At 61.4% G+C, this 19,797-nt stretch carries 17 protein-coding genes; 14 read left to right on the forward strand and 3 right to left on the reverse strand.

The features are described from left to right. Positions 1-12 precede the first annotated feature (12 nt). From N4Q37_RS14985 to accC, 5 genes are all read left to right on the forward strand, one after another. Positions 13-477 carry a polymorphic toxin type 44 domain-containing protein gene (locus tag N4Q37_RS14985; protein ID WP_260958786.1) on the forward strand — a complete coding sequence of 155 codons (465 nt, stop codon included), beginning with the start codon at positions 13-15 and terminating at the stop codon, positions 475-477. Continuing rightward, positions 455-907: a hypothetical protein gene (locus tag N4Q37_RS14990; RefSeq protein WP_260958787.1), complete on the forward strand. Its 453-nt coding sequence runs from the start codon at positions 455-457 to the stop codon at positions 905-907. Before N4Q37_RS14985 ends, N4Q37_RS14990 begins: the two co-directional genes overlap by 23 nt. Before the next feature lie 174 nt (positions 908-1,081). Continuing rightward, positions 1,082-1,534 (forward strand): type II 3-dehydroquinate dehydratase, encoded by a 453-nt coding sequence (gene aroQ / locus N4Q37_RS14995; RefSeq protein WP_260958788.1) that lies wholly within the window; start codon positions 1,082-1,084, stop codon positions 1,532-1,534. A 48-nt stretch (positions 1,535-1,582) separates the two neighbouring features. Further along, the gene (gene accB / locus N4Q37_RS15000) at positions 1,583-2,047 is read left to right on the forward strand and encodes an acetyl-CoA carboxylase biotin carboxyl carrier protein (RefSeq protein ID WP_260958789.1); all 465 of its coding nucleotides are present in this window, start codon (positions 1,583-1,585) and stop codon (positions 2,045-2,047) included. 17 nt (positions 2,048-2,064) lie between these two features. Then, entirely contained in the window at positions 2,065-3,420 is a 1,356-nt protein-coding gene (gene accC, locus N4Q37_RS15005; protein ID WP_260958790.1) for an acetyl-CoA carboxylase biotin carboxylase subunit, read from the forward strand. Positions 3,421-3,495: 75 nt separating this feature from the next. On the opposite strand, the gene N4Q37_RS15010 is transcribed toward accC, so the two are convergent. Further along, entirely contained in the window at positions 3,496-7,461 is a 3,966-nt protein-coding gene (locus N4Q37_RS15010) for a dermonecrotic toxin domain-containing protein (protein WP_260958791.1), read from the reverse strand. A gap of 191 nt (positions 7,462-7,652) precedes the next feature. Between N4Q37_RS15010 and prmA the strand changes: the two genes are divergently transcribed. The 8 genes from prmA (at position 7,653) to N4Q37_RS15050 (ending at position 18,046) form a co-directional block, all read left to right on the forward strand. Continuing rightward, a complete protein-coding gene (gene prmA, locus N4Q37_RS15015; protein ID WP_260958792.1) occupies positions 7,653-8,531 on the forward strand; it encodes a 50S ribosomal protein L11 methyltransferase in 879 nt (292 codons plus the stop codon). Between the two features lie 30 nt (positions 8,532-8,561). Then, positions 8,562-9,827 (forward strand): DUF3426 domain-containing protein, encoded by a 1,266-nt coding sequence (locus tag N4Q37_RS15020; RefSeq protein ID WP_260958793.1) that lies wholly within the window; start codon positions 8,562-8,564, stop codon positions 9,825-9,827. A gap of 185 nt (positions 9,828-10,012) precedes the next feature. Beyond that, a complete protein-coding gene (gene dusB / locus N4Q37_RS15025; protein WP_260958794.1) occupies positions 10,013-11,020 on the forward strand; it encodes a tRNA dihydrouridine synthase DusB in 1,008 nt (335 codons plus the stop codon). Then, positions 11,017-11,337 carry a DNA-binding transcriptional regulator Fis gene (gene fis, locus N4Q37_RS15030; protein ID WP_008368706.1) on the forward strand — a complete coding sequence of 107 codons (321 nt, stop codon included), beginning with the start codon at positions 11,017-11,019 and terminating at the stop codon, positions 11,335-11,337. The genes dusB and fis overlap by 4 nt, the downstream gene beginning before the upstream one ends. An 83-nt stretch (positions 11,338-11,420) precedes the next feature. Continuing rightward, complete coding sequence (purH, locus tag N4Q37_RS15035) at positions 11,421-13,028, forward strand: bifunctional phosphoribosylaminoimidazolecarboxamide formyltransferase/IMP cyclohydrolase (RefSeq protein WP_260958795.1); 1,608 nt, start codon at positions 11,421-11,423, stop codon at positions 13,026-13,028. A gap of 190 nt (positions 13,029-13,218) precedes the next feature. Then, positions 13,219-14,514, forward strand: a complete 1,296-nt coding sequence (purD, locus tag N4Q37_RS15040) for a phosphoribosylamine--glycine ligase (protein WP_260958797.1) — start codon at positions 13,219-13,221, stop codon at positions 14,512-14,514. Positions 14,515-14,613: 99 nt separating this feature from the next. Continuing rightward, positions 14,614-17,388, forward strand: a complete 2,775-nt coding sequence (locus N4Q37_RS15045) for a hybrid sensor histidine kinase/response regulator (protein WP_260958798.1) — start codon at positions 14,614-14,616, stop codon at positions 17,386-17,388. A 61-nt stretch (positions 17,389-17,449) separates the two neighbouring features. After that, positions 17,450-18,046 carry a MarC family protein gene (locus N4Q37_RS15050; protein ID WP_260958799.1) on the forward strand — a complete coding sequence of 199 codons (597 nt, stop codon included), beginning with the start codon at positions 17,450-17,452 and terminating at the stop codon, positions 18,044-18,046. 20 nt (positions 18,047-18,066) lie between these two features. Here N4Q37_RS15050 and N4Q37_RS15055 read toward each other — a convergent pair whose 3' ends face one another. Both N4Q37_RS15055 and N4Q37_RS15060 read right to left on the reverse strand, forming a co-directional pair. Further along, positions 18,067-18,885: a hypothetical protein gene (locus N4Q37_RS15055; RefSeq protein ID WP_260958800.1), complete on the reverse strand. Its 819-nt coding sequence runs from the start codon at positions 18,883-18,885 to the stop codon at positions 18,067-18,069. Between the two features lie 47 nt (positions 18,886-18,932). Continuing rightward, the gene (locus N4Q37_RS15060) at positions 18,933-19,061 is read right to left on the reverse strand and encodes a hypothetical protein (RefSeq protein ID WP_260958802.1); all 129 of its coding nucleotides are present in this window, start codon (positions 19,059-19,061) and stop codon (positions 18,933-18,935) included. 52 nt (positions 19,062-19,113) lie between these two features. Here N4Q37_RS15060 and N4Q37_RS15065 point away from each other — a divergent pair, with 52 nt between their 5' ends. After that, entirely contained in the window at positions 19,114-19,755 is a 642-nt protein-coding gene (locus tag N4Q37_RS15065; protein WP_260958803.1) for a hypothetical protein, read from the forward strand. The last annotated feature ends 42 nt before the right edge of the window (positions 19,756-19,797 follow it).

A 19,797-nucleotide genomic window follows, 5' to 3' on the forward strand; every position in this document is an offset into this window, starting at 1 on the left:
GGGAAATTCCGCGTGGAGCAGGAACGAAATTTTTCAGTGACCCTCTTCGTGCTAGGCTTCCGCCCCCTCAAGCAATTGCAAAAGGAACATGCAATGAGGGTACCTGCATCGCCCCCCGGCGTCTCTGTCGAAGAAAATATGGCAGTGGCGTTCCATAAGAAGAATGTCTTAAAAGCCGGGTCGGCTTTTATCTACTCGTGGTTTTACACGCAGGTCAGAAATCGTGGGCCTTGGGACTACAAGAAACTATCCGCCGAATATGAAGCCTTTGGAAACTTCAACTACGGCGCCACCGGAACCGCGGCAGGCTTCAGCGAGGACATCCTTTTACGGGCAGCTGGCCTGGCTCAAAGTCGAGCCGGAACAACAACAGCAGAATTCGGTACATGGTGGGGGCAAGCCCCTTTCGGCGACGATCCGGCAGATCAACGATGGATCAAGGAGGGGGTAAGATATGCCAAATTCAGGAATTACTAAAAATCCCATCTATCTTGTTGCCATTGGCGGATTGCTCGCCCTCGCGCTGACATACATCGGTTGGCTGTGTTTTTCCCCTCAGAACACACCCCACTTGACCGAAATCGTATTACGAAAACCTTTGTCTCACGATGCGTTTATCTATGGCGTAAAAGATGAGCGCGGGGGGGCGACGGTCCCTTTCAGTTATCGATACTACGTCTATCGAACCCTGACAGCCGACAGCGACATCCTTTCCGAATTGAAAACCGCGACGCCGTTTCTGATCACCCGGGATGATTCAATAATCGTTGATATCCAGGAACGGACGATTACGGTATCGGTTAATAAGGAAGTCTATGCCTACCACAGCAATACGCTCTATCGACATGCCGATGGTGCCGACTACACACCCGTGAGTATTTATTTGCGTTCAAGTCCAACAGATTGAATGGAAGGGCAAGCTTACTCGCGATGCAGATGACCGGATTCGAGGGCATGGTCACAAATTTCGCGTAAACATCGGTCATCGTGCTGGCTATTGCCGAGAACTGGACAGTCATCAAAGCTTTGCGGCATAGTCGCCGGGTTCTGATACTTGCTCACAGATAACAAGGAACAGCCGATGGCGACCCTTCTGGTCCTGCACGGACCCAACCTGAACCTGCTTGGCACCCGTGAGCCGGGCGTCTACGGGGCCGTCACACTGGCCCAGATCAACCAGGACCTGGAGCAACGGGCCCGCGCCGCCGGCCATCATCTGCTCTATCTGCAAAGCAACGCCGAGTATGAATTGATCGACCGCATCCATGCCGCGCGCGACGAGGGCGTGGATTTCATTCTGATCAATCCAGCAGCTTTTACACACACAAGTGTCGCATTACGTGACGCGTTGCTGGCGGTGAGCATCCCATTCATCGAAGTGCACCTGTCCAACGTGCATAAACGCGAACCTTTCCGCCATCACTCTTATTTCTCCGATGTAGCGGTAGGAGTGATCTGCGGCCTTGGCGCCAGCGGCTACCGACTGGCCCTGGAGGCCGCCCTAGAGCAGCTTGAAACACAGGCAACGGCTTGAACAACAAGCGTTAAACGCCCCTGACCGACCCTTGGGAGTTGATGATTCATGGATATCCGTAAAGTTAAGAAACTGATCGAATTGCTGGAAGAGTCCGGCATCGACGAGCTGGAAATCAAGGAAGGCGAAGAGTCCGTACGCATCAGCCGCCACAGCAAGACTCCAGCCCAGCCGTTCTACGCGCCAGCACCGGTACACGTTCCGGCCGCCGCACCTGCACCGGCTGCACCGGCCGCCGCCGCAGCCGCTCCAGCAGCGCCTGCCGCTCCAGCGCTCAACGGCACCGTTGCCCGCTCGCCGATGGTAGGTACCTTCTATCGCAAGTCTTCCCCAACCTCGCCAGCCTTCGTTGAAGTCGGCCAGACCGTGAAGAAAGGCGACACCCTGTGCATCGTCGAAGCCATGAAGATGATGAACCACATCGAAGCTGAAACCAGCGGTGTGATCGAATCCATCCTCGTCGAAGACGGCCAGCCGGTTGAGTACGACCAACCGCTGTTCACCATCGTTTGAACCGCGGAGAGCCTTTGATGACTGCGAAGTTGGAAAAAGTTCTGATCGCTAACCGCGGTGAGATCGCCCTGCGGATTCTGCGTGCCTGCAAAGAGATGGGCATCAAGACCGTCGCCGTTTACTCCAAGGCCGACAAAGAACTGATGCACCTGGGCCTGGCGGACGAATCCGTCTGCATCGGTCCGGCGTCGGCTGCGCACTCCTACCTGCACATCCCGGCGATCATCGCCGCTGCCGAAGTGACCGGCGCCACCGCCATTCACCCTGGCTACGGTTTCCTGGCGGAAAACGCCGACTTCGCCGAGCAGGTGGAAAACTCCGGTTTTGCCTTCATTGGCCCGAAAGCCGAAACCATCCGCCTGATGGGCGACAAGGTATCGGCCAAGCACGCCATGATCGCTGCCGGCGTGCCGACCGTTCCGGGTTCCGACGGTCCGCTGCCTGAAGACGAAGAAACCGCCTTGCGCATCGGTCGCGAAGTCGGTTATCCGGTGATCATCAAGGCCGCTGGCGGCGGCGGTGGTCGCGGCATGCGCGTGGTGCACAAGGAAGAAGACCTGATCGCCTCGGCGAAACTGACCCGCTCCGAAGCTGGCGCGGCGTTCGGCAACCCGATGGTCTACCTGGAAAAATTCCTGACCAACCCGCGTCACGTCGAAGTCCAGGTACTGTCCGACGGCCAAGGCAACGCCATCCACCTGGGCGACCGCGATTGCTCGCTGCAACGTCGTCACCAGAAGGTCCTCGAAGAAGCGCCGGCACCGGGCATCGACGAGAAGGCCCGCCAGGAAGTCCTGGCACGCTGCGTCAAGGCTTGCATCGACATCGGCTATCGCGGCGCCGGTACCTTCGAGTTCCTGTACGAGAACGGTCGTTTCTACTTCATCGAAATGAACACCCGTGTTCAGGTGGAGCACCCGGTCTCGGAAATGGTCACCGGTATCGACATCGTCAAGGAGATGCTCAGCATCGCCGCCGGCAACAAGCTGTCGTTCACCCAGGATGACGTGGTCATCCGCGGTCACGCACTGGAATGCCGGATCAACGCCGAAGACCCGAAAACCTTCATGCCAAGCCCAGGCACGGTCAAGCATTTCCATGCTCCGGGCGGCAATGGCGTGCGTGTCGATTCGCACCTGTACAGCGGTTATGCCGTTCCACCGAACTACGATTCGTTGATCGGCAAGCTGATCACCTACGGGGCAACCCGTGACGAAGCCATGGCGCGCATGCGCAATGCGCTGGACGAGATCGTGGTGGACGGGATCAAGACCAACATCCCGCTGCACCGCGACCTGACCCGCGACGCAGGCTTCTGCGAAGGTGGCGTCAACATCCATTACCTGGAGCACAAGCTGGGCAGCCAGCATTGATGTTTCGCGTGATGTAAAAAAGACCCCGGTCCATTGGCCGGGGTCTTTTTTTGTCTGCGCTCGACAAACAACCGATCAGCTCAGCGCCACCGTGGAAAATGCCTGGGCCTCGATCTGCGATGCCGTCGCAGGCCTGCCCTGCAATGTACTGACGGCACCGCTGGCATTGGCGACCAAAGGGTCGCTGCGCAAGCGTGTCATGAACCCGCGTGCACGTACCGACACCGGGTCACCGCTCTTTTTCGCTCGCGCCAGCACCGGTATGTAGTAGCGCTCGACCTGACTGCGGGACGTCTTGAACACCGACGTGACCCCACTGCTCAAATCCAGTGACACCCCGTACGTATTGCCGAAGCAGGAAGAGTACGACCAGTGATCCCAGGTCGGTTGCAGGCCCTGGCGCCTCATCGCCGAGCGGACCCGTCCACCAATGTCGGCGCCCGTCAGCCAGTCCCCACCCACCAAGGTGGCGCGAATATCCCGGGGCGTTCCGCCCAGCCGCTGCGTCACGTCCCGGAGGCTGCGCTCGATCAGCGTGCGGATATTGTGATCGAAATGAATGACAGCCCCCACCCGGGTGGTCGGGTTGTACAACGACGCGATCACGCACGTCTGCGCATTCAGGGAGAACAGATAGTTGTCCGCTGCCGCCTCGCTGAACCTCGCCACCACCGCCTCGCCCTGCAACGCCCCCCTCGATACGTCCGGAAAGACATGCCCAGCAAATGCCTCCCGCAGATCACTCACCCGCCCGAGGACATGCGCGTACTCATTGCCGCCTCTCAAGCCGACCTGGCTGTGCGTCCATTTGCCGTTGCCCATCCTGCGAATGGGCATGTTGTACAACGCACCCGGGCGACTGGCATCCACCAGGCACAAGCCACCGAAATAGGGGTCTTCCTTCACTTGGAAATACTTGCCCCCACTGCGTATGAAATAGGTATTGAGCGGCTGCGATGCACTGGACGGGCTGCGGTAGGTACCTTGGAAAATACCCTCCTGCGTCACCCGCTCCAGGTTCTCGGGAGTTTTGCTCACTGCCTGCCTGGGCTTCAAGCGTATGGGCGCAATGATCGGCCCGGCCTCCTTGGCAAGCACCGGCGTCGCATTTCTCAAGCGCTGCGCGGACAGTGACAGGGGCCTGACGACAAGCTTCAGGCTCCTGGCCGCCCGCCCCAGCAACGTAGCGCTGCTTCCCGCCCCCAGCGCAGCGAACAGTACGCCCCAGGAAGCCATCACCCACTGGCTCAGCGCACGATCCGTATCGCCCTGCCAATGCGCTTCGGCGGCCTGCCTGGCGCTCGCGGCAATCAAGGCGACATCCAGCAGCAAGGCGAAGGGCGGATAAACCAGGCACACCGGCGCCGACGCAAACAGCAGCCCCTTGATGACCTGCTGCCTGATCACTTCGGCGCGACTGTGGGTGACATCTTCCACATCGCTGATCGCGCGTTCGATGCAAGCATCGAACTCTGCCTGGATGTCGTTCACTCGGTTGAGTTCGCGCAATGCATCCACGCCCACGCTCGTCGCCGCCAGCCCCACCAACGAGCGCCGGACAGCCGTACGGGCGCTGAGGGCGACCCGTTCCAGCACGTAGTCCTGCAGGCGCGCCGCGACTTTCCCGACAAAGTCCTGGTACCTGCGAAACGTGATACCGTCCGGCGCGTCCGGCGTGTACAGCCAATACGAGCCCTTCGGATCGAAGTAGCTGAAGACATAGGCGCCCATCACGACATGCCCTCCAACGGAAAACCTGATCACCCCCTCACGCTGCACGACAGCCCCCGGATACACCGGGCCGGACGGTGCCACCGGCCCACTCAGCAAGGTGACTTGGCGGGTGAGCCACCAGAACTCGTTCGCACTCAACCGGGACTGGCCCGTTGCGACACGCAGGTCGCGGTCCATCCGGGTCAGCAGCAGGTTGCGGTAGGCGCTACGGCGGATGCTGTATTCAGGGGTGCTTGCGTCGAGGAACCGGGCTCGGATCCGCCGCGCGTATTGCTCACCCACGTAGGCCCTGCGCAGATAGCTTGCCAGCTCCGCACTGCGAACCTGCCTCAGGTCCTGTCCTACCGCTGAGCGCACCCCTTTTCGCGGGTTGTCGATACCCGAGTTGTCGTCGTACCCATAGATGGCAAGCTCCAGCAGGCTGGCGACTTTCGTCTTGCCATCGGCCAACCCCGGGTTGTAGTCGATGAGCACCGTGGCGGGATCGACCGGTTCCTGCACACCCTTGCTGCGCATGTAAGGGGCGATGGCCTGGCTGACGATACGTTTGGCGAAGTCCACGAAGACTTCATAGCCCTCGACCTGTTGGTTGAACACCTGCTGGTGAACCAGCAACTCCTGGCCCAGGCTGCTGAGGTTTCGCCGCGAATCCGGTGTCATGGCGGCGTACCAGCGAGGCGACTCGTCCAGCTCCACCTGAGCCAGATGATTGTCCAGGCCCATTGCAACGACGTCTTCAAGGCAGGCCTTCAAACCGTTCACCGCGCCCCGAGGATCCTGGCTCGAGTCCCAGGTCGTCGGCTTATCCGCCACGCTGGCGAAATACTCCCGAGCCGCACTGCGTTCGATGGGGGCGATCCGCTGTAGTAGATATTCTCGACCGGCTTCGCTACGGGTCCATGTCCCGATCTCCACGCTCACCGCCCACGGCGAGGGCAGCTCGATCCACTCCTGGCCGTCCGGCTTGTCGGGGGCGTACAGCAACAGATCACCTTCCAGGTCCTGACGATGGAACAACAGTAAATCGGTGCAGCGCAGAGCATTGGGAAGCACCACACCGCTGACCCGCAACACACCGGCCTGCGCCGAGACCTCGTCATTGCACAGGGTTTTGACAACGTCGTGATTGGCTTCCTTCAGATGACCTGCACAACGGGCAATGAACGCGCTTTGCTGCAGTCGCGCAGAGAGCCAATCGAACATGGCGTCCCTCAGGTCTCTTCGACCATACCGGTCGAGCAGTGCCTGCAAGTAGCCGGCCGGCGCGTCGACGTCCGCCAACATCTGGCTCATGAATGCCGGTGAAAGCGCCTGGTTGCGCAGCATTGCACCGTTTTCCACCAGCAACACCGAGACGGCATCCGGCCTGAGCGGACCGGCCGCCAGCCACTCGCTCAGGCTGTGGGTATACAGCGGTTGACCCATTACGCTTCGCCACTGCAACTGCACGCGGATGCTGTCGGGCTCGACCTCCATGTCCTGTTCGTGCCTGACATAGTCCTTGGCCAATTGCCGGGCAAATGCCCGCAACGACCCCAATCCATCGAGCAGCTTGTCCACCAGCGCCTGCGCCTGGGCAGTCTGCTCCTGAAAACTTTTCAAGCGCCTACGGTCGGTATCGCTCAGCCCACGCAGCCAGTCAGGCAATTGCAAGCGGGTGATCGCTTGTAGACTCTGGCGCTCCGACGCGCTCGCCAATCTCGCCATTTCACTCATTCGACACCAGCCATCCTGGAGCGCCTCAAGCTTGTCCCGCAGCTCATCGACCTCCAGGCCGGCCAATTGGTCCGGCCGCAAAATCAGGATGACATCCGCCAGGTGATCGTCGAGCCTTTGCCTGACCAGCTCCATCAGGGAGGCATCCTCCCCCGTCATTCGCCAGTGCCGCTGCAGCGCGTCCCTGTAGCGGTCGACAGAGCCCGAAGCGACGCCCTCCACCACCTGGGCAATGACCTCCTGGCGCTCGACCGGCATCCCCCGATCGACACCACCAGGCCAACGATAGGGCGCGTCGTGCGCTTCATCGGGCATGACCGGCTGCTGGTCGATCAGACGTTGCAACACCGTATCGAGCAGGCTGTCGATGAAATGCGGATCGATATTGCCCTGGTAATAGCGGGTGCGAAGCTCCACCAGCAGATATTCTTCCAACACCTCCAGCACGCTCATCTGGGTTTGCAGCCGCGAGTCGATGGCCGCCTGCCAACGCGTCAGTCTTTCCAGGATGGCATGCGCCGTTACCGCTTGCGGGGAAGCCGTCGCTCCCACGCCGCCTACGTTTGCTTGCCGCTCGGCCGTGTTATCCATCACATTCCTCCCTGTTGTGTGGACCGGCACCTTATCCGCCCTGCGATACGCCCATGGCATACATATATATATCGAAACACCCACCCGGACGACGCAGACGCGCTTATCCACTTTGCCGGCGACCTGGCGTACACTGCGCGCCTTTGCAGCCCTGCGCTGCCCCCTGTCGATATTTTTCAAAGGTGCCCGCCATGCCTTGGCTGCAAGTACGCCTGGCTATCAGCCCGGAACAAGCTGAAACCTACGAAGACGCGTTTCTTGAAGTCGGCGCCGTATCGGTCACCTTCATGGATGCCGAAGACCAGCCGATCTTCGAACCGGAACTCAACACCACGCCACTGTGGTCCCACACCCACCTGCTGGCTCTGTTCGAAGGCGGCACCGAAGCGGCCAGTGTGCTCGCCCATCTCGAACTGCTGACCGGCAGCCCGCTGCCCGAGCATCACAGCGAAGTGATCGAGGATCAGGACTGGGAGCGCAGCTGGATGGACAACTTCCAGCCGATGCGTTTCGGCCAGCGCCTGTGGATCGTACCGAGCTGGCATGCCGCGCCGGAGCCGGGCGCCGTCAACCTGCTGCTGGACCCGGGCCTGGCGTTCGGCACCGGCACCCACCCGACCACCGCGCTGTGCCTGGAATGGCTCGACGGCCAGGACCTGAAGGACTGCAACGTGCTCGACTTCGGCTGCGGCTCGGGGATCCTGGCCATTGCCGCCCTGCTGCTGGGCGCGCGGGAAGCGGTCGGCACCGACATCGATGTCCAGGCCCTGGAAGCCTCCCGCGACAACGCCGGGCGTAACAATATCGACCCAGCCTTGTTCCCGTTGTACCTGCCACAGGACTTGCCGCCGGTACCGGCCGATGTGCTGGTCGCCAATATCCTGGCCGGACCGCTGGTCTCCCTGGCGCCGCAACTGTCAAGCCTGGTCAAGCCGGGTGGACGCCTGGCGCTGTCGGGCATCCTCGCCGAACAGGGCGAGGAAGTCGCCGCCGCTTATGCCGCCGACTTTGACCTGGACCCGATCGCCAATCGCGATGGCTGGGTGCGCATCACCGGGCGTCGGCGCTAGAATGGCCGCCTGTATCAACCGGATTGCCGCATGACTGACAGCTTCGTCACCCAGTGCCCGCATTGCCAAACGCGCTTTCGCGTCAGCCACGCTCAATTGAGCGTGGCGCGCGGAGTGGTTCGCTGCGGCTCGTGCCTGCAAGTGTTCAACGCGGCACGCCAACTGCTGGAACAACGCACCGCCAAGCAATCCGCTGCGCCTGTCACATCGCCTGCCGCGCCGCCCACCGCAGCACCCGCCAAGACACCTGCCGCCGAAGCGCCGCCCCGGGCCATCAGCCAGAAGCAGTGGACCGCGGCCGAATTGGATCTCGAAGACCTCGACAAGGAACTGGCTCGCCTGGAACGGCGCGATAAACGGGCACCGGACAGTTTCGGACGGCGTCGCGAAGACAACCTGAGCGCCCAGCGCGACCATCTCTCCAGTGAAGACCCCTGGTCCGACAGCCTCTACAGCACACCGCCGAGCGAACGTGCCGAAACCGTGTTGCAAACACCGGTCGAACAGTTCGAGCTCCACGAGCCGGCGCGACCACCGCGCACGGAGCCATCGTTGTCCCTGGCTCTCGAGCCGCTGGAGCCTGATGACGAGCCGGTCACGCCACTGCGCCTGGAGCCTGCCGACGCGCCCGAGGAACACCTCGAGCGTTTGTCCGCCACCGACGATCACGATCACGACGACCTCGACGACGAACCCGAGCAACCGACGCCGCCGCGCAAGACCCGCGAGCGCCAGGAGCCCGGGATCCGCGCCGAGGCCCTCCACGACCTCGACGACGACCCGCTGCAACTGGACTGGCGCAAACGCCGCTCACCCTGGGGACGACGCTTGCTGTGGGCCCTGTTGATCCTGCTCGCCAGCGCGGCCCTGGCCGGCCAGTACATTGCCTACCATTTCGACGAACTGGCCCGTCAGGACCAGTACCGCCCGTGGTTCCTGCAAATCTGCCCGACCCTCGGTTGCGACGTGCCGTCCAAGGTCGACATCGCCAAGATCAAGAGCAGCAACCTGGTGGTGCGCAGCCATCCGGGCTTCAGTGGCGCCCTGGTGGTGGACGCGATCATCTACAATCGTGCGCCCTTCTCCCAGCCGTTCCCGTTGCTGGAACTGCGTTTCGCCGACTTGAACGGGCACCTGATCGCCAGCCGCCGCTTCAAGCCGGGGGAATACCTGGGCGGCGATCTCGAAGGCCGCGGCGAAATGCCGCCCCAGACGCCCATCCACATCGCCCTGGACATCCTCGACCCGGGCCCCAAGGCCGTGAACTACAGCCTGAGCTTCCACTCGCCCGAGTAAATCCGGCCCGGGCCGGTCAATTGACGGCAGCTTTCTGACTCACCCCACCCAGACCAAACCGCTGGCGATAACCAGATAGCTGTTCAGATTTTATCCAATTCGACCTTTATCCAGTCATCGAGAGCGGGTATCATGCCAACCCTTTTTCGAACTCTCATGATCCGGCCCCACTACAGGGAAGTCCTATGTCGGCGGTACGCATCGGCCCATATACATTGCGCAACGGCCTGGTTCTCGCGCCCATGGCGGGCGTCACCGACCAGCCCTTTCGTCAGTTGTGCAAGCGACTGGGTGCCGGCCTGGTGGTTTCGGAAATGGTCACCAGCGACATGAGTTTGTGGAACACCCGCAAATCGCGTCTGCGCATGATCCACGAAGGCGATCCCGAGCCCCGCTCGGTGCAGATCGCCGGTGGCGACGCACAGATGCTGGCGGAAGCGGCCCGGGCCAATGTGGCGTTGGGCGCGCAGATCATCGACATCAACATGGGCTGCCCGGCCAAGAAGGTCTGCAACAAGGCCGCAGGCTCGGCGCTGTTGAAAGATGAAACCCTGGTCACCGAGATCCTGCAGGCGGTCGTCGCCGCGGTCGATGTGCCGGTGACCCTGAAGATTCGCACCGGGTGGGACCGGGAAAACAAGAACGGCCTCACGGTGGCGAAGATCGCCGAACAGGCAGGTATCGCGGCGCTGGCAGTGCATGGCCGCACCCGTGCCGATTTGTACACCGGCGAGGCCGAGTACGACACCATCGCCGCGATCAAGCAGGCGGTGTCGATTCCGGTCTTTGCCAATGGCGACATCGACTCGCCCGACAAGGCCCGGTACGTGCTGGACGCGACCGGTGCCGATGGCCTATTGATCGGCCGGGCCGCCCAGGGGCGGCCATGGATTTTTCGTGAGATCGAACACTTCCTGCGCACCGGCGAAAAGCTCGCTGCGCCGCAGTTGTCCGAGGTGGAACGTATTCTGCTAGAGCATCTGGCCGCGCTGCATGCCTTCTATGGAGAAGTCATGGGCGTACGCATCGCACGCAAGCATGTGGGCTGGTATCTCGCAACCCTGCCGGGCGCCAGGGAGTTTCGCGCCCGCTTCAATCGTTTGGATGGTACGCAAGCACAATGCGCCGACGTTCAGGCTTTCTTCGCTGAACGTTACAAGAGCCTGACAGGGGACGAAGGGGTGGCCGCATGACGATGATGACCGAGACTTTAGTGAGTGGAACAACACCCGTGAGCGACAACGTGAATTTGAAACAGCACCTCAATACGCCCAGCGAAGAAGGCCAGACCCTTCGCGGGAGTGTCGAGAAGGCGCTGCACAATTATTTCGCCCACCTTGAGGGCGCTGCCGTCACGGATGTGTACAACCTGGTGCTTTCCGAAGTCGAGGCGCCCCTGCTCGAAAGCGTGATGAACTACGTCAAGGGCAACCAGACCAAGGCCAGCGAGATGCTGGGCCTGAACCGCGGTACCCTGCGCAAGAAACTCAAGCAGTACGACCTGCTGTAAGCATTCAATAAAACCAGAAAGGCGCCCGCGTAAAAAACGGTCGCCTTTTTTGCTGACTTCCCTTGCTTTTGATGGAAATTGAAATGACCGACCAGACCACCCGCCTGCCGATCCGCCGCGCCCTGATCAGCGTCTCCGACAAGACCGGGATCCTTGAATTCGCCCGCGAACTGCAACAGCTGGGCGTCGAGATCCTCTCCACCGGCGGGACCTTCAAGCTGCTGCAAGACAACGGCGTAGCTGCCGTGGAAGTCGCGGACTACACCGGTTTTGCGGAAATGATGGACGGTCGGGTCAAGACCCTGCACCCGAAAATCCACGGTGGGATCCTCGGCCGTCGCGGCATCGACGACGCCATCATGAGCGAACACGGCATCAAGCCGATCGACCTGGTAGCGGTCAACCTCTACCCGTTCGAAGCCACCATCAACAAGCCTGGCTGCGACCTGCCGACCGCCATCGAGAACATCGACATCGGCGGCCCGACCATGGTCCGCTCGGCGGCCAAGAACCACAAGGACGTGGCCATCGTGGTCAACGCCAGCGACTACGCCAGCGTGCTGGAAAACCTCAAGGCCGGTGGCCTGACCTACGCCCAGCGCTTCGACCTGATGCTCAAGGCCTTCGAACACACCGCAGCCTATGACGGCATGATCGCCAACTACATGGGTACCGTGAACCAGGCCGCCGACACCTTGTCGACCGAAGGCCGCAGCGAATTCCCGCGCACCTTCAACACCCAGTTCGTCAAGGCCCAGGAAATGCGCTACGGCGAGAACCCGCACCAGAGCGCGGCGTTCTACGTGGAGGCCAAGCCGGCCGAAGTCGGCATCGCCACCGCCACCCAGTTGCAAGGCAAGGAGCTGTCGTTCAACAACGTGGCCGACACCGACGCCGCGCTGGAATGCGTGAAGAGCTTCGTCAAGCCAGCCTGTGTGATCGTCAAGCACGCCAACCCTTGCGGCGTGGCCGTGAGCCCGGACGCCGAGGGCGGCATCCGCCAGGCCTACGAACTGGCCTACGCCACCGACACCGAATCGGCATTCGGCGGCATCATCGCCTTCAACCGTGAACTGGACGCCGAGACCGCCAAGGCCATCGTCGACCGTCAATTCGTCGAAGTGATCATCGCCCCTTCGGTCAGCGAAGAAGCCCGCGCCATCGTCGCCGCCAAGGCCAACGTGCGCCTGTTGGCTTGCGGCCAGTGGTCGGCTGATCGCGCACCGGCCTGGGACTACAAGCGTGTCAATGGCGGCCTGTTGGTCCAGAGCCGTGATATCGGCATGATCGGCAGCCAGGACCTGAAAGTGGTGACCCAGCGCGCGCCAAGCGAGCAGGAAATCAACGACCTGATCTTCGCCTGGAAAGTCGCCAAGTACGTCAAGTCCAACGCCATCGTCTACGCCAAGAACCGCCAGACCATCGGCGTCGGCGCCGGCCAGATGAGCCGCGTGAACTCCGCGCGCATCGCCGCGATCAAGGCTGAACACGCTGGTTTACAAGTACAGGGCGCCGTCATGGCCTCCGATGCATTCTTCCCGTTCCGCGACGGTATCGATAACGCGGCCAAGGTCGGCATCACCGCGGTGATCCAGCCAGGTGGTTCGATGCGTGACGCTGAAGTGATTGCCGCTGCTGATGAGGCAGGGATTGCGATGGTATTCACCGGCATGCGCCACTTCCGTCACTAATGTACGGCAGCGGCCGCACTGAAACCGGCATCTGCTGCGTTGGAGCGGCCCTCGCTGATGCTCATTGCCAAGAGGCAACTGCGCTCAGCGACGACCGCTCCGCCTTGCATCTACCGGCTTCATTGCGACCTCCTATGGCGTGAAGCGCCATAGGTTTCAACAGAATTCTGCGTCATCCGAGGTTTTTGAAATGAATGTTTTGATCATTGGCAGCGGTGGCCGTGAACACGCCCTGGCCTGGAAAGTGGCTCAGGATCCGCGCGTGCAGAAGGTCTTCGTGGCTCCGGGCAACGCCGGCACCGCCATCGAAGCCAAGTGCGAAAACGTCGCCATCGACGTGCTGACCCTGGAACAACTGGCCGATTTCGCCGAGAAGAACGTCTCGCTGACCATCGTCGGCCCGGAAGTCCCGCTGGTTGCCGGCGTGGTCGATCTGTTCCGTTCCCGCGGCCTGGACTGCTTCGGCCCAACCGCCGGCGCGGCGCAGTTGGAAGGCTCGAAAGCGTTCACCAAGGATTTCCTGGCGCGCCACAAGATCCCGACCGCCGACTACCAGAACTTCACCGAAATCGAACCGGCCTTGGCTTACCTGCGTGAAAAAGGCGCCCCGATCGTGATCAAGGCCGACGGCCTGGCCGCCGGTAAAGGCGTGATCGTTGCCATGACCCTGGCCGAAGCCGAAGAGGCCGTGCGCGACATGCTCGCCGGCAACACCTTCGGTGACGCCGGTTCGCGCGTGGTGATCGAAGAGTTCCTCGACGGCGAGGAAGCCAGCTTCATCGTCATGGTCGACGGCAAGAATGTCTTGCCGATGGCCACCAGCCAGGACCACAAGCGCGTCGGCGACGGCGACAGCGGCCCGAACACCGGCGGCATGGGCGCCTACTCCCCGGCGCCAGTGGTCACCGCCGAGGTGCACCAGCGGGTCATGGACCAGGTGATCTGGCCGACCGTGCGTGGCATGGCCGAAGAAGGCAACGTTTACACCGGCTTCCTCTATGCTGGCCTGATGATAGACAAGGCTGGTAACCCAAAAGTCATCGAATTCAACTGCCGTTTCGGCGATCCTGAGACCCAACCGGTGATGCTGCGCCTGCAATCGAGCCTGGTGCTGCTGGTCGAAGCCGCCCTGGCCCAGGCGCTGGACAAGGTCGAAGCCCAGTGGGATCCGCGCCCGAGCGTCGGTGTCGTGCTGGCAGCCGGTGGCTACCCTGGCGACTACGCTAAAGGCAGCGTGATCCAGGGCCTGGACGCGGCAACACGGTTGGAAGGCAAGGTGTTCCATGCCGGTACCGCGTTGAAGGATGGACAGGTGGTCACCGCCGGCGGTCGCGTGCTTTGCGCCACAGCCATGGGTGCCAGTGTCGATGCCGCCCAGCAGCAGGCCTACAAGCTTGCCGCCGAGATCGATTGGCAAGGTTGCTTCTACCGCAAGGACATTGGCTATCGCGCCATTGCTCGCGAGCGTGGCGAAAGCCTGGAATAACCCGGCCGTCGAGCCAGGCGAGGGGTCATGCCCCTTGCCTGGCTGTTCCGGCGCCGCGCATAGTTATAATCTGGCATCAACCTACGAAGGGATTTCGCCGTGCGCTGGCTCAGGATCGCCATAGGCTTTACCGCCACCCTGCTGACGCTGCTCTGTATGCTCCCGGCCCAGGCCGCGCCAGGCAGCGGTTGGGCGGTATTGCTCGACGAACAGGGCGACCTGAAACTGAGCGACATCCGCTCGGCCCGCTACACCAATCAATTCAGCCCCATTGACCTGGACCGCCTCAAGGCCGCCGAACCCGATGGGGCGCTGTGGCTGCGCTTTCGCCTGACCCCCGACGATCATGAGCAGATCCTGCGCATCTTCGCCCCCGACCTGTCCCACCTGAACCTCTACGTGCTGGACGGCGACAACCTGATCGACCAACAGACCAGTGGCAATTCACTGCCCCGCAGCGAACACCCGGTCCCCAGCAGCGATTTCATACTGGCGCTGCCGCGCAGCGACAAGCCACTGGACGTTTATGTACGACTGGCCTCCCGCCACGAACTGCGTCCCTACGTCACTTTGCAGCCGGCGGTACTGGCGGCGGCCGACCAGAACCTGATGCTGATCTACGGCCTGCTGTTCGGCTGCATCGCCATGCTGATCCTGCACAACCTCACTCGCTACGCCTACACCCGCTCGCGCAGTTGCCTGTGGCTGGCGGCCTGTGAGGGGCTGTTGATGCTGAGCCTGGTACTGCTGCTGAACCTGGCGGGGCCCTGGCTGCCCGACTGGCCGGCATTCCAGACGCCAGGAGCCTACCTGGCCCTGTTGCTGACGGCGCCGTGTGGCCTGATGTTCGCCTACCGTTTTTTCGCGCCCTTGGGGCCGCATCCTCTGAACCGGCTGCTGCTGGGGAACATTGTGTTCACCATGCTATGCAGCCTGTTGCTGTTGTTCGTCAACACACTGCCACTGAACATCATCACCTATGGGTTGGTGGCCCTAGCCGGCCTGAGCATGCTGTTCGTCAGCGCCTGGCACTGGCAAAAGGGCTACCGCCCGGCACGCCTGTTCGTCGCGGCCATGGTGATCTTCAACCTGGGCACGCTGATCATCCTCCCCGCCCTGCAAGGGCTGACCGAGGTGCCTCCCCAGGGCCTGATCATCACGCTGATGGTGTTCATCTGCCTCAGCGGCCTGCTGATGAGTGTCGCCCTGGGAGAGCGCCAGCGCTCGATCAACGAAAGCCGCTTCAGCATCAGTCGTGACCTGGCGGCGAGCAATGCCGAAATCAACGCCAAGGCCGAATTCCTGGCCAAGATCAGTCACGAGATCCGCACGCCGATGAACGGCGTGCTGGGCATGACCGAACTGCTGCTGGGCACACCGTTGTCGGTCAAGCAACGCGACTACGTGCAGACGATCCACAGCGCCGGCAACGAACTGCTGACGCTGATCAACGAGATCCTCGACATTTCCCGGCTCGAGTCCGGGCAGATCGAACTGGACGATGTGCAGTTCGACCTCAATGCGCTGATCGAGGATTGCCTGAGCATCTTCCGCGCCAAGGCCGAACAGCAGAATGTCGAGCTGATCAGCTTCATCCAGCCGCAGGTGCCGCGGGTGATCAGCGGCGACCCGACACGCCTGCGCCAGGCGCTGTTGAGCCTGCTGGAAAATGCCTTGAAAAAGACCGACGAGGGCGAGGTGTTGATCGTCGTGGCCCTCGACGAGCGCAACGACCAGCCGCGCCTGCGCATTGCGGTGCAGGACAGCGGAACGCCGATGGACGCCGAAGAGCGCGACACGCTGATGCACGCCGAGCTGCACAGCAAGAACTTCCTCTCGGCCACGCGCCTGGGGGGCAACCTGGGCCTGGTGATCGCCCGGCAGTTGATCATCCTCATGCACGGGGAATTCGGCATCAAGAGCGGCAGCAGCCAGGGCAGTACCTTGTGGCTGACGTTGCCGCTGGACCCGGACCGCCTCGAGCACCCGACATCCGACCTCGACGGCCCACTGCAAGGCGCGCGAGTGCTGATCGTCGACGACAACGACACCTGTCGCAAAGTGCTGGTGCAACAGTGCAGCGCCTGGGGCCTGAACGTCAGTGCGGTACCCTCGGGCAAGGAAGCGCTGGCGCTGCTGCGCACCAAGGCGCACCTGCGCGATTATTTCGACGTGGTGTTGCTGGACCAGAACATGCCGGGCATGACCGGCATGCAACTGGCCGCCAAGATCAAGGAAGACCCGAGCCTGAACCACGACATCCTGCTGATCATGCTCACCGGCATCAGCAACGCACCGAGCAAGATCGGGGCGCGCAACAGCGGGGTCAAGCGCATCCTCGCCAAGCCAGTGGCCGGTTACACCCTCAAGACCACCCTGGCGGACGAGCTGAACCAGCGCAACAAGGGCCAGGCGACGAATGCGTCGGCGAGCACGGGCCTCCCCGCCCCAATGAAGGTGCCCAGCGACTTCCGCATCCTCGTGGCCGAGGACAACAGCATTTCCACCAAGGTCATCCGCGGCATGCTGGGCAAGCTCAACCTGCAACCCGACACCGCCAGTAATGGCGAGGAGGCCCTCAAGGCCATGAAGGAGCAGCATTACGACCTGGTCCTCATGGACTGCGAAATGCCGATCCTCGATGGGTTCTCCGCCACCCAGCAACTGCGGGCGTGGGAAGTCGGCAACCAGCGCACCCGCACCCCGGTGGTGGCACTCACCGCGCATATCCTGGCCGAACACAAGGAGCGCGCCCGCCAGTCCGGGATGGACGGGCACATGGCCAAGCCGGTGGAGTTGTCGCAACTGCGCGAGCTGATCGAACATTGGGTAGCCCAACGGGACCAGCAAAACCGAGAAGCACAGACGTCCTGAGCCGACAGATAGCAAAACGCCTGTTAGACTCCCGTCGTGTTCCCCGCCTTGAGCCTCAACCATGCTCCACGTGCTGTTCAGCGTTTACCTGAAGATGCTGGTGCTCTATAGCCCCTTCTTCGTATTGTCGTGTTTTATCGGCCTGACTCGTGGCTATTCGCGCAAGGAACAGCGACGCCTGGCCTGGAAGGTCGCCATCGCCACCCTGGTGTCCAGCGTCTTGCTGTACCTGTTCGGACGAGTGATTTTCAGCGTGTTCGGTATCACCGTGGATGCATTTCGTATCGGCGCCGGCAGCGTGCTGTTCATTTCCGCGCTGGGCATGGCCCAGGGTAAGTCGGCGGTCCAGACCGACAGTGCCCAGCAGGACGTGACCATCGTCCCGCTGACCATTCCATTGACCGTTGGTCCCGGCACCATCGGTGCCCTGCTGGTGATGGGCGTGAGCCAGCCGCACTGGGACGACAAGCTCATGGCCATCATCAGCATCGCCCTGGCCAGCTTCACCGTTGGCGTGGTGCTGTACCTGTCCAGCCGCATCGAGCGGATCCTGGGTGACCAGGGCTTGCAGATCGTCAGCCGCCTGATGGGGCTGTTCGTCTGTGCGTTGGCCGCGCAGATCATCTTTACCGGGGTCAAGGGCTATCTGGTGCCATAGCCATGCCGGCACCTTGAAACTCAGGCGCGCTTGCGACGGGCGAACCTTCGGCTCAGTACTTCCCTGCGGTGTACGCCCAGGTACTCTTCGATGTCCTGGCGGAACTCTTCATAGCGGACCGGGTTGAAGGTCACAAACGATTTGCCGCGAAAGATCTCCCGGGCCGACGATTGCCAGTTCACGAAGAGAACCCCGCCATTACTCGACGTGCCGGACTGTTTTATCGAAGTGGACGAAGCAATCAGGATGCCATTGGTCAACTGCTCGCAGGGGATGACCGATAGGCGTGCGCCGTCCGCCGTCTTGACCTGGTTGTTGAACAGGCTGATGGTCTGCTCGTCGCGCTTCAAGCCGTCGATCGTGGTGTTCACCACCGCACCGAGCACCGTCGCGGCCGGGACGCTGGCCTTGACGCCGTCGATGATGCCTTTGACGATGTCGCTGATCACCAAGTCCATGTCCACACGCCGGGAGCTCTCGGAGTAGCGGGTGTAGCCGTCATCGGCGACGAAGCAGCCGAGGTCTTGCAGGCATTGGATGAAGGCGTCGTACCACGCCCGGGTGTTTTTGCCGCCGGGCACTTCGAAATTGGCTTCCATGATCGCCATGGTCATCAGGTTTTCCATGATCGCCATGTTATTGAGCGACATGTTGTTGCCATAACCGACGAGGGCATCCCCCAACATCAGTGCATCCATTTCCCTGGTCGGGCTGTCCTGCTGCGCCAGGGACCGGCGTACACGCCGCGCTGTAACGGCCAGCGCCCTGCGCCGGTTGATACGAGCCTGGATCAACTCAGCACTTTGCGCACCACTTATTACACTTTCAAACTGCTCCATAGTTACTCTTCCTTGCTGTTATTAAAGTTCACTCCTGCGAACCCGCCTCAATCTAATTCATCCCTTGCGAAAACAACAACACCCTGCCATTGCAATATATGTAGCCAGCCGACGCCTCGCGCACTTTCAACACCCAGACTTACATCAGCAACCACAAACTTACCAACAACCTTCATTATGGCCTTCCCAAAGAGCGCAACAGCACACTGAACTTAATGGAAAACTTTCATGAATAATGGACTATTAACCGGACTGGTCAGCGGTCCCAACCTGTTTTCGTATATTGGTGTACCGTCTCTGCAAGACCACAACGACATCGCCGATTGCAACAACCTCGCCACCCGCTCAGCCGACCTCGGCCATCACCGCTACGCAAACCCCAAGGGCTGGTTCGAAGAATACGCCCGCACCCTGAACTTCCTCGGTTGGTCGCTATATGGCGACTCCATCCATACGCGCACACAACACATCCTCTCCAGGTCCGTAGCGGACTTCCTGGTCGAAAGCGCCCACGCCATGAGGGACGCACGGCAGGCCAACGCGATGATCGATACCCTCGACACACTGAAAACCGATCACCCGGCCATACTGTCCTTCGACAACGAAACCCGAGAAGGCGAGACCTTTCAGGTTGCCCCGGCCCGATACGACCCACAGGGCAACCTGCACATCGCCCTGTTCAAACTCGAACTGAGCGTGCAGATAAAAAGGCGTAGTTTCCTGTTCTGGAACTGGGAAAATCACTCAGCCAGGATTATTCAACGCCGAGCGCTGCTGAAATTGGACAGAGGCGAACTCAACCGCAGAAGAACATTGATCGATAAAGTATTGAGCGAGCAATTGATGAGGCGTTTTATCTTGAGAAAGTAATGCCTCATCCATTATCCAAAAAAGGGTTGCCGGAAATAATAC

It is taken from the genome of Pseudomonas citri, from assembly GCF_025336485.1.
GTDB lineage: Bacteria > Pseudomonadota > Gammaproteobacteria > Pseudomonadales > Pseudomonadaceae > Aquipseudomonas > Aquipseudomonas citri.

What these genes read in the sequence shown, in the direction of transcription:
- N4Q37_RS14990 (WP_260958787.1), top strand. Translation starts at nt 455, where the DNA reads ATGCCAAATTCAGGAATTACTAAAAATCCCATCTATCTTGTTGCCATT.
- aroQ (WP_260958788.1), top strand. Translation starts at nt 1,082, where the DNA reads ATGGCGACCCTTCTGGTCCTGCACGGACCCAACCTGAACCTGCTTGGC.
- accB (WP_260958789.1), top strand. Translation starts at nt 1,583, where the DNA reads ATGGATATCCGTAAAGTTAAGAAACTGATCGAATTGCTGGAAGAGTCC.
- accC (WP_260958790.1), top strand. Translation starts at nt 2,065, where the DNA reads ATGACTGCGAAGTTGGAAAAAGTTCTGATCGCTAACCGCGGTGAGATC.
- N4Q37_RS15010 (WP_260958791.1), bottom strand. Translation starts at nt 7,461, where the DNA reads ATGGATAACACGGCCGAGCGGCAAGCAAACGTAGGCGGCGTGGGAGCG.
- prmA (WP_260958792.1), top strand. Translation starts at nt 7,653, where the DNA reads ATGCCTTGGCTGCAAGTACGCCTGGCTATCAGCCCGGAACAAGCTGAA.
- N4Q37_RS15020 (WP_260958793.1), top strand. Translation starts at nt 8,562, where the DNA reads ATGACTGACAGCTTCGTCACCCAGTGCCCGCATTGCCAAACGCGCTTT.
- dusB (WP_260958794.1), top strand. Translation starts at nt 10,013, where the DNA reads ATGTCGGCGGTACGCATCGGCCCATATACATTGCGCAACGGCCTGGTT.
- fis (WP_008368706.1), top strand. Translation starts at nt 11,017, where the DNA reads ATGACGATGATGACCGAGACTTTAGTGAGTGGAACAACACCCGTGAGC.
- purH (WP_260958795.1), top strand. Translation starts at nt 11,421, where the DNA reads ATGACCGACCAGACCACCCGCCTGCCGATCCGCCGCGCCCTGATCAGC.
- purD (WP_260958797.1), top strand. Translation starts at nt 13,219, where the DNA reads ATGAATGTTTTGATCATTGGCAGCGGTGGCCGTGAACACGCCCTGGCC.
- N4Q37_RS15050 (WP_260958799.1), top strand. Translation starts at nt 17,450, where the DNA reads ATGCTCCACGTGCTGTTCAGCGTTTACCTGAAGATGCTGGTGCTCTAT.
- N4Q37_RS15055 (WP_260958800.1), bottom strand. Translation starts at nt 18,885, where the DNA reads ATGGAGCAGTTTGAAAGTGTAATAAGTGGTGCGCAAAGTGCTGAGTTG.
- N4Q37_RS15060 (WP_260958802.1), bottom strand. Translation starts at nt 19,061, where the DNA reads ATGAAGGTTGTTGGTAAGTTTGTGGTTGCTGATGTAAGTCTGGGTGTT.
- N4Q37_RS15065 (WP_260958803.1), top strand. Translation starts at nt 19,114, where the DNA reads ATGAATAATGGACTATTAACCGGACTGGTCAGCGGTCCCAACCTGTTT.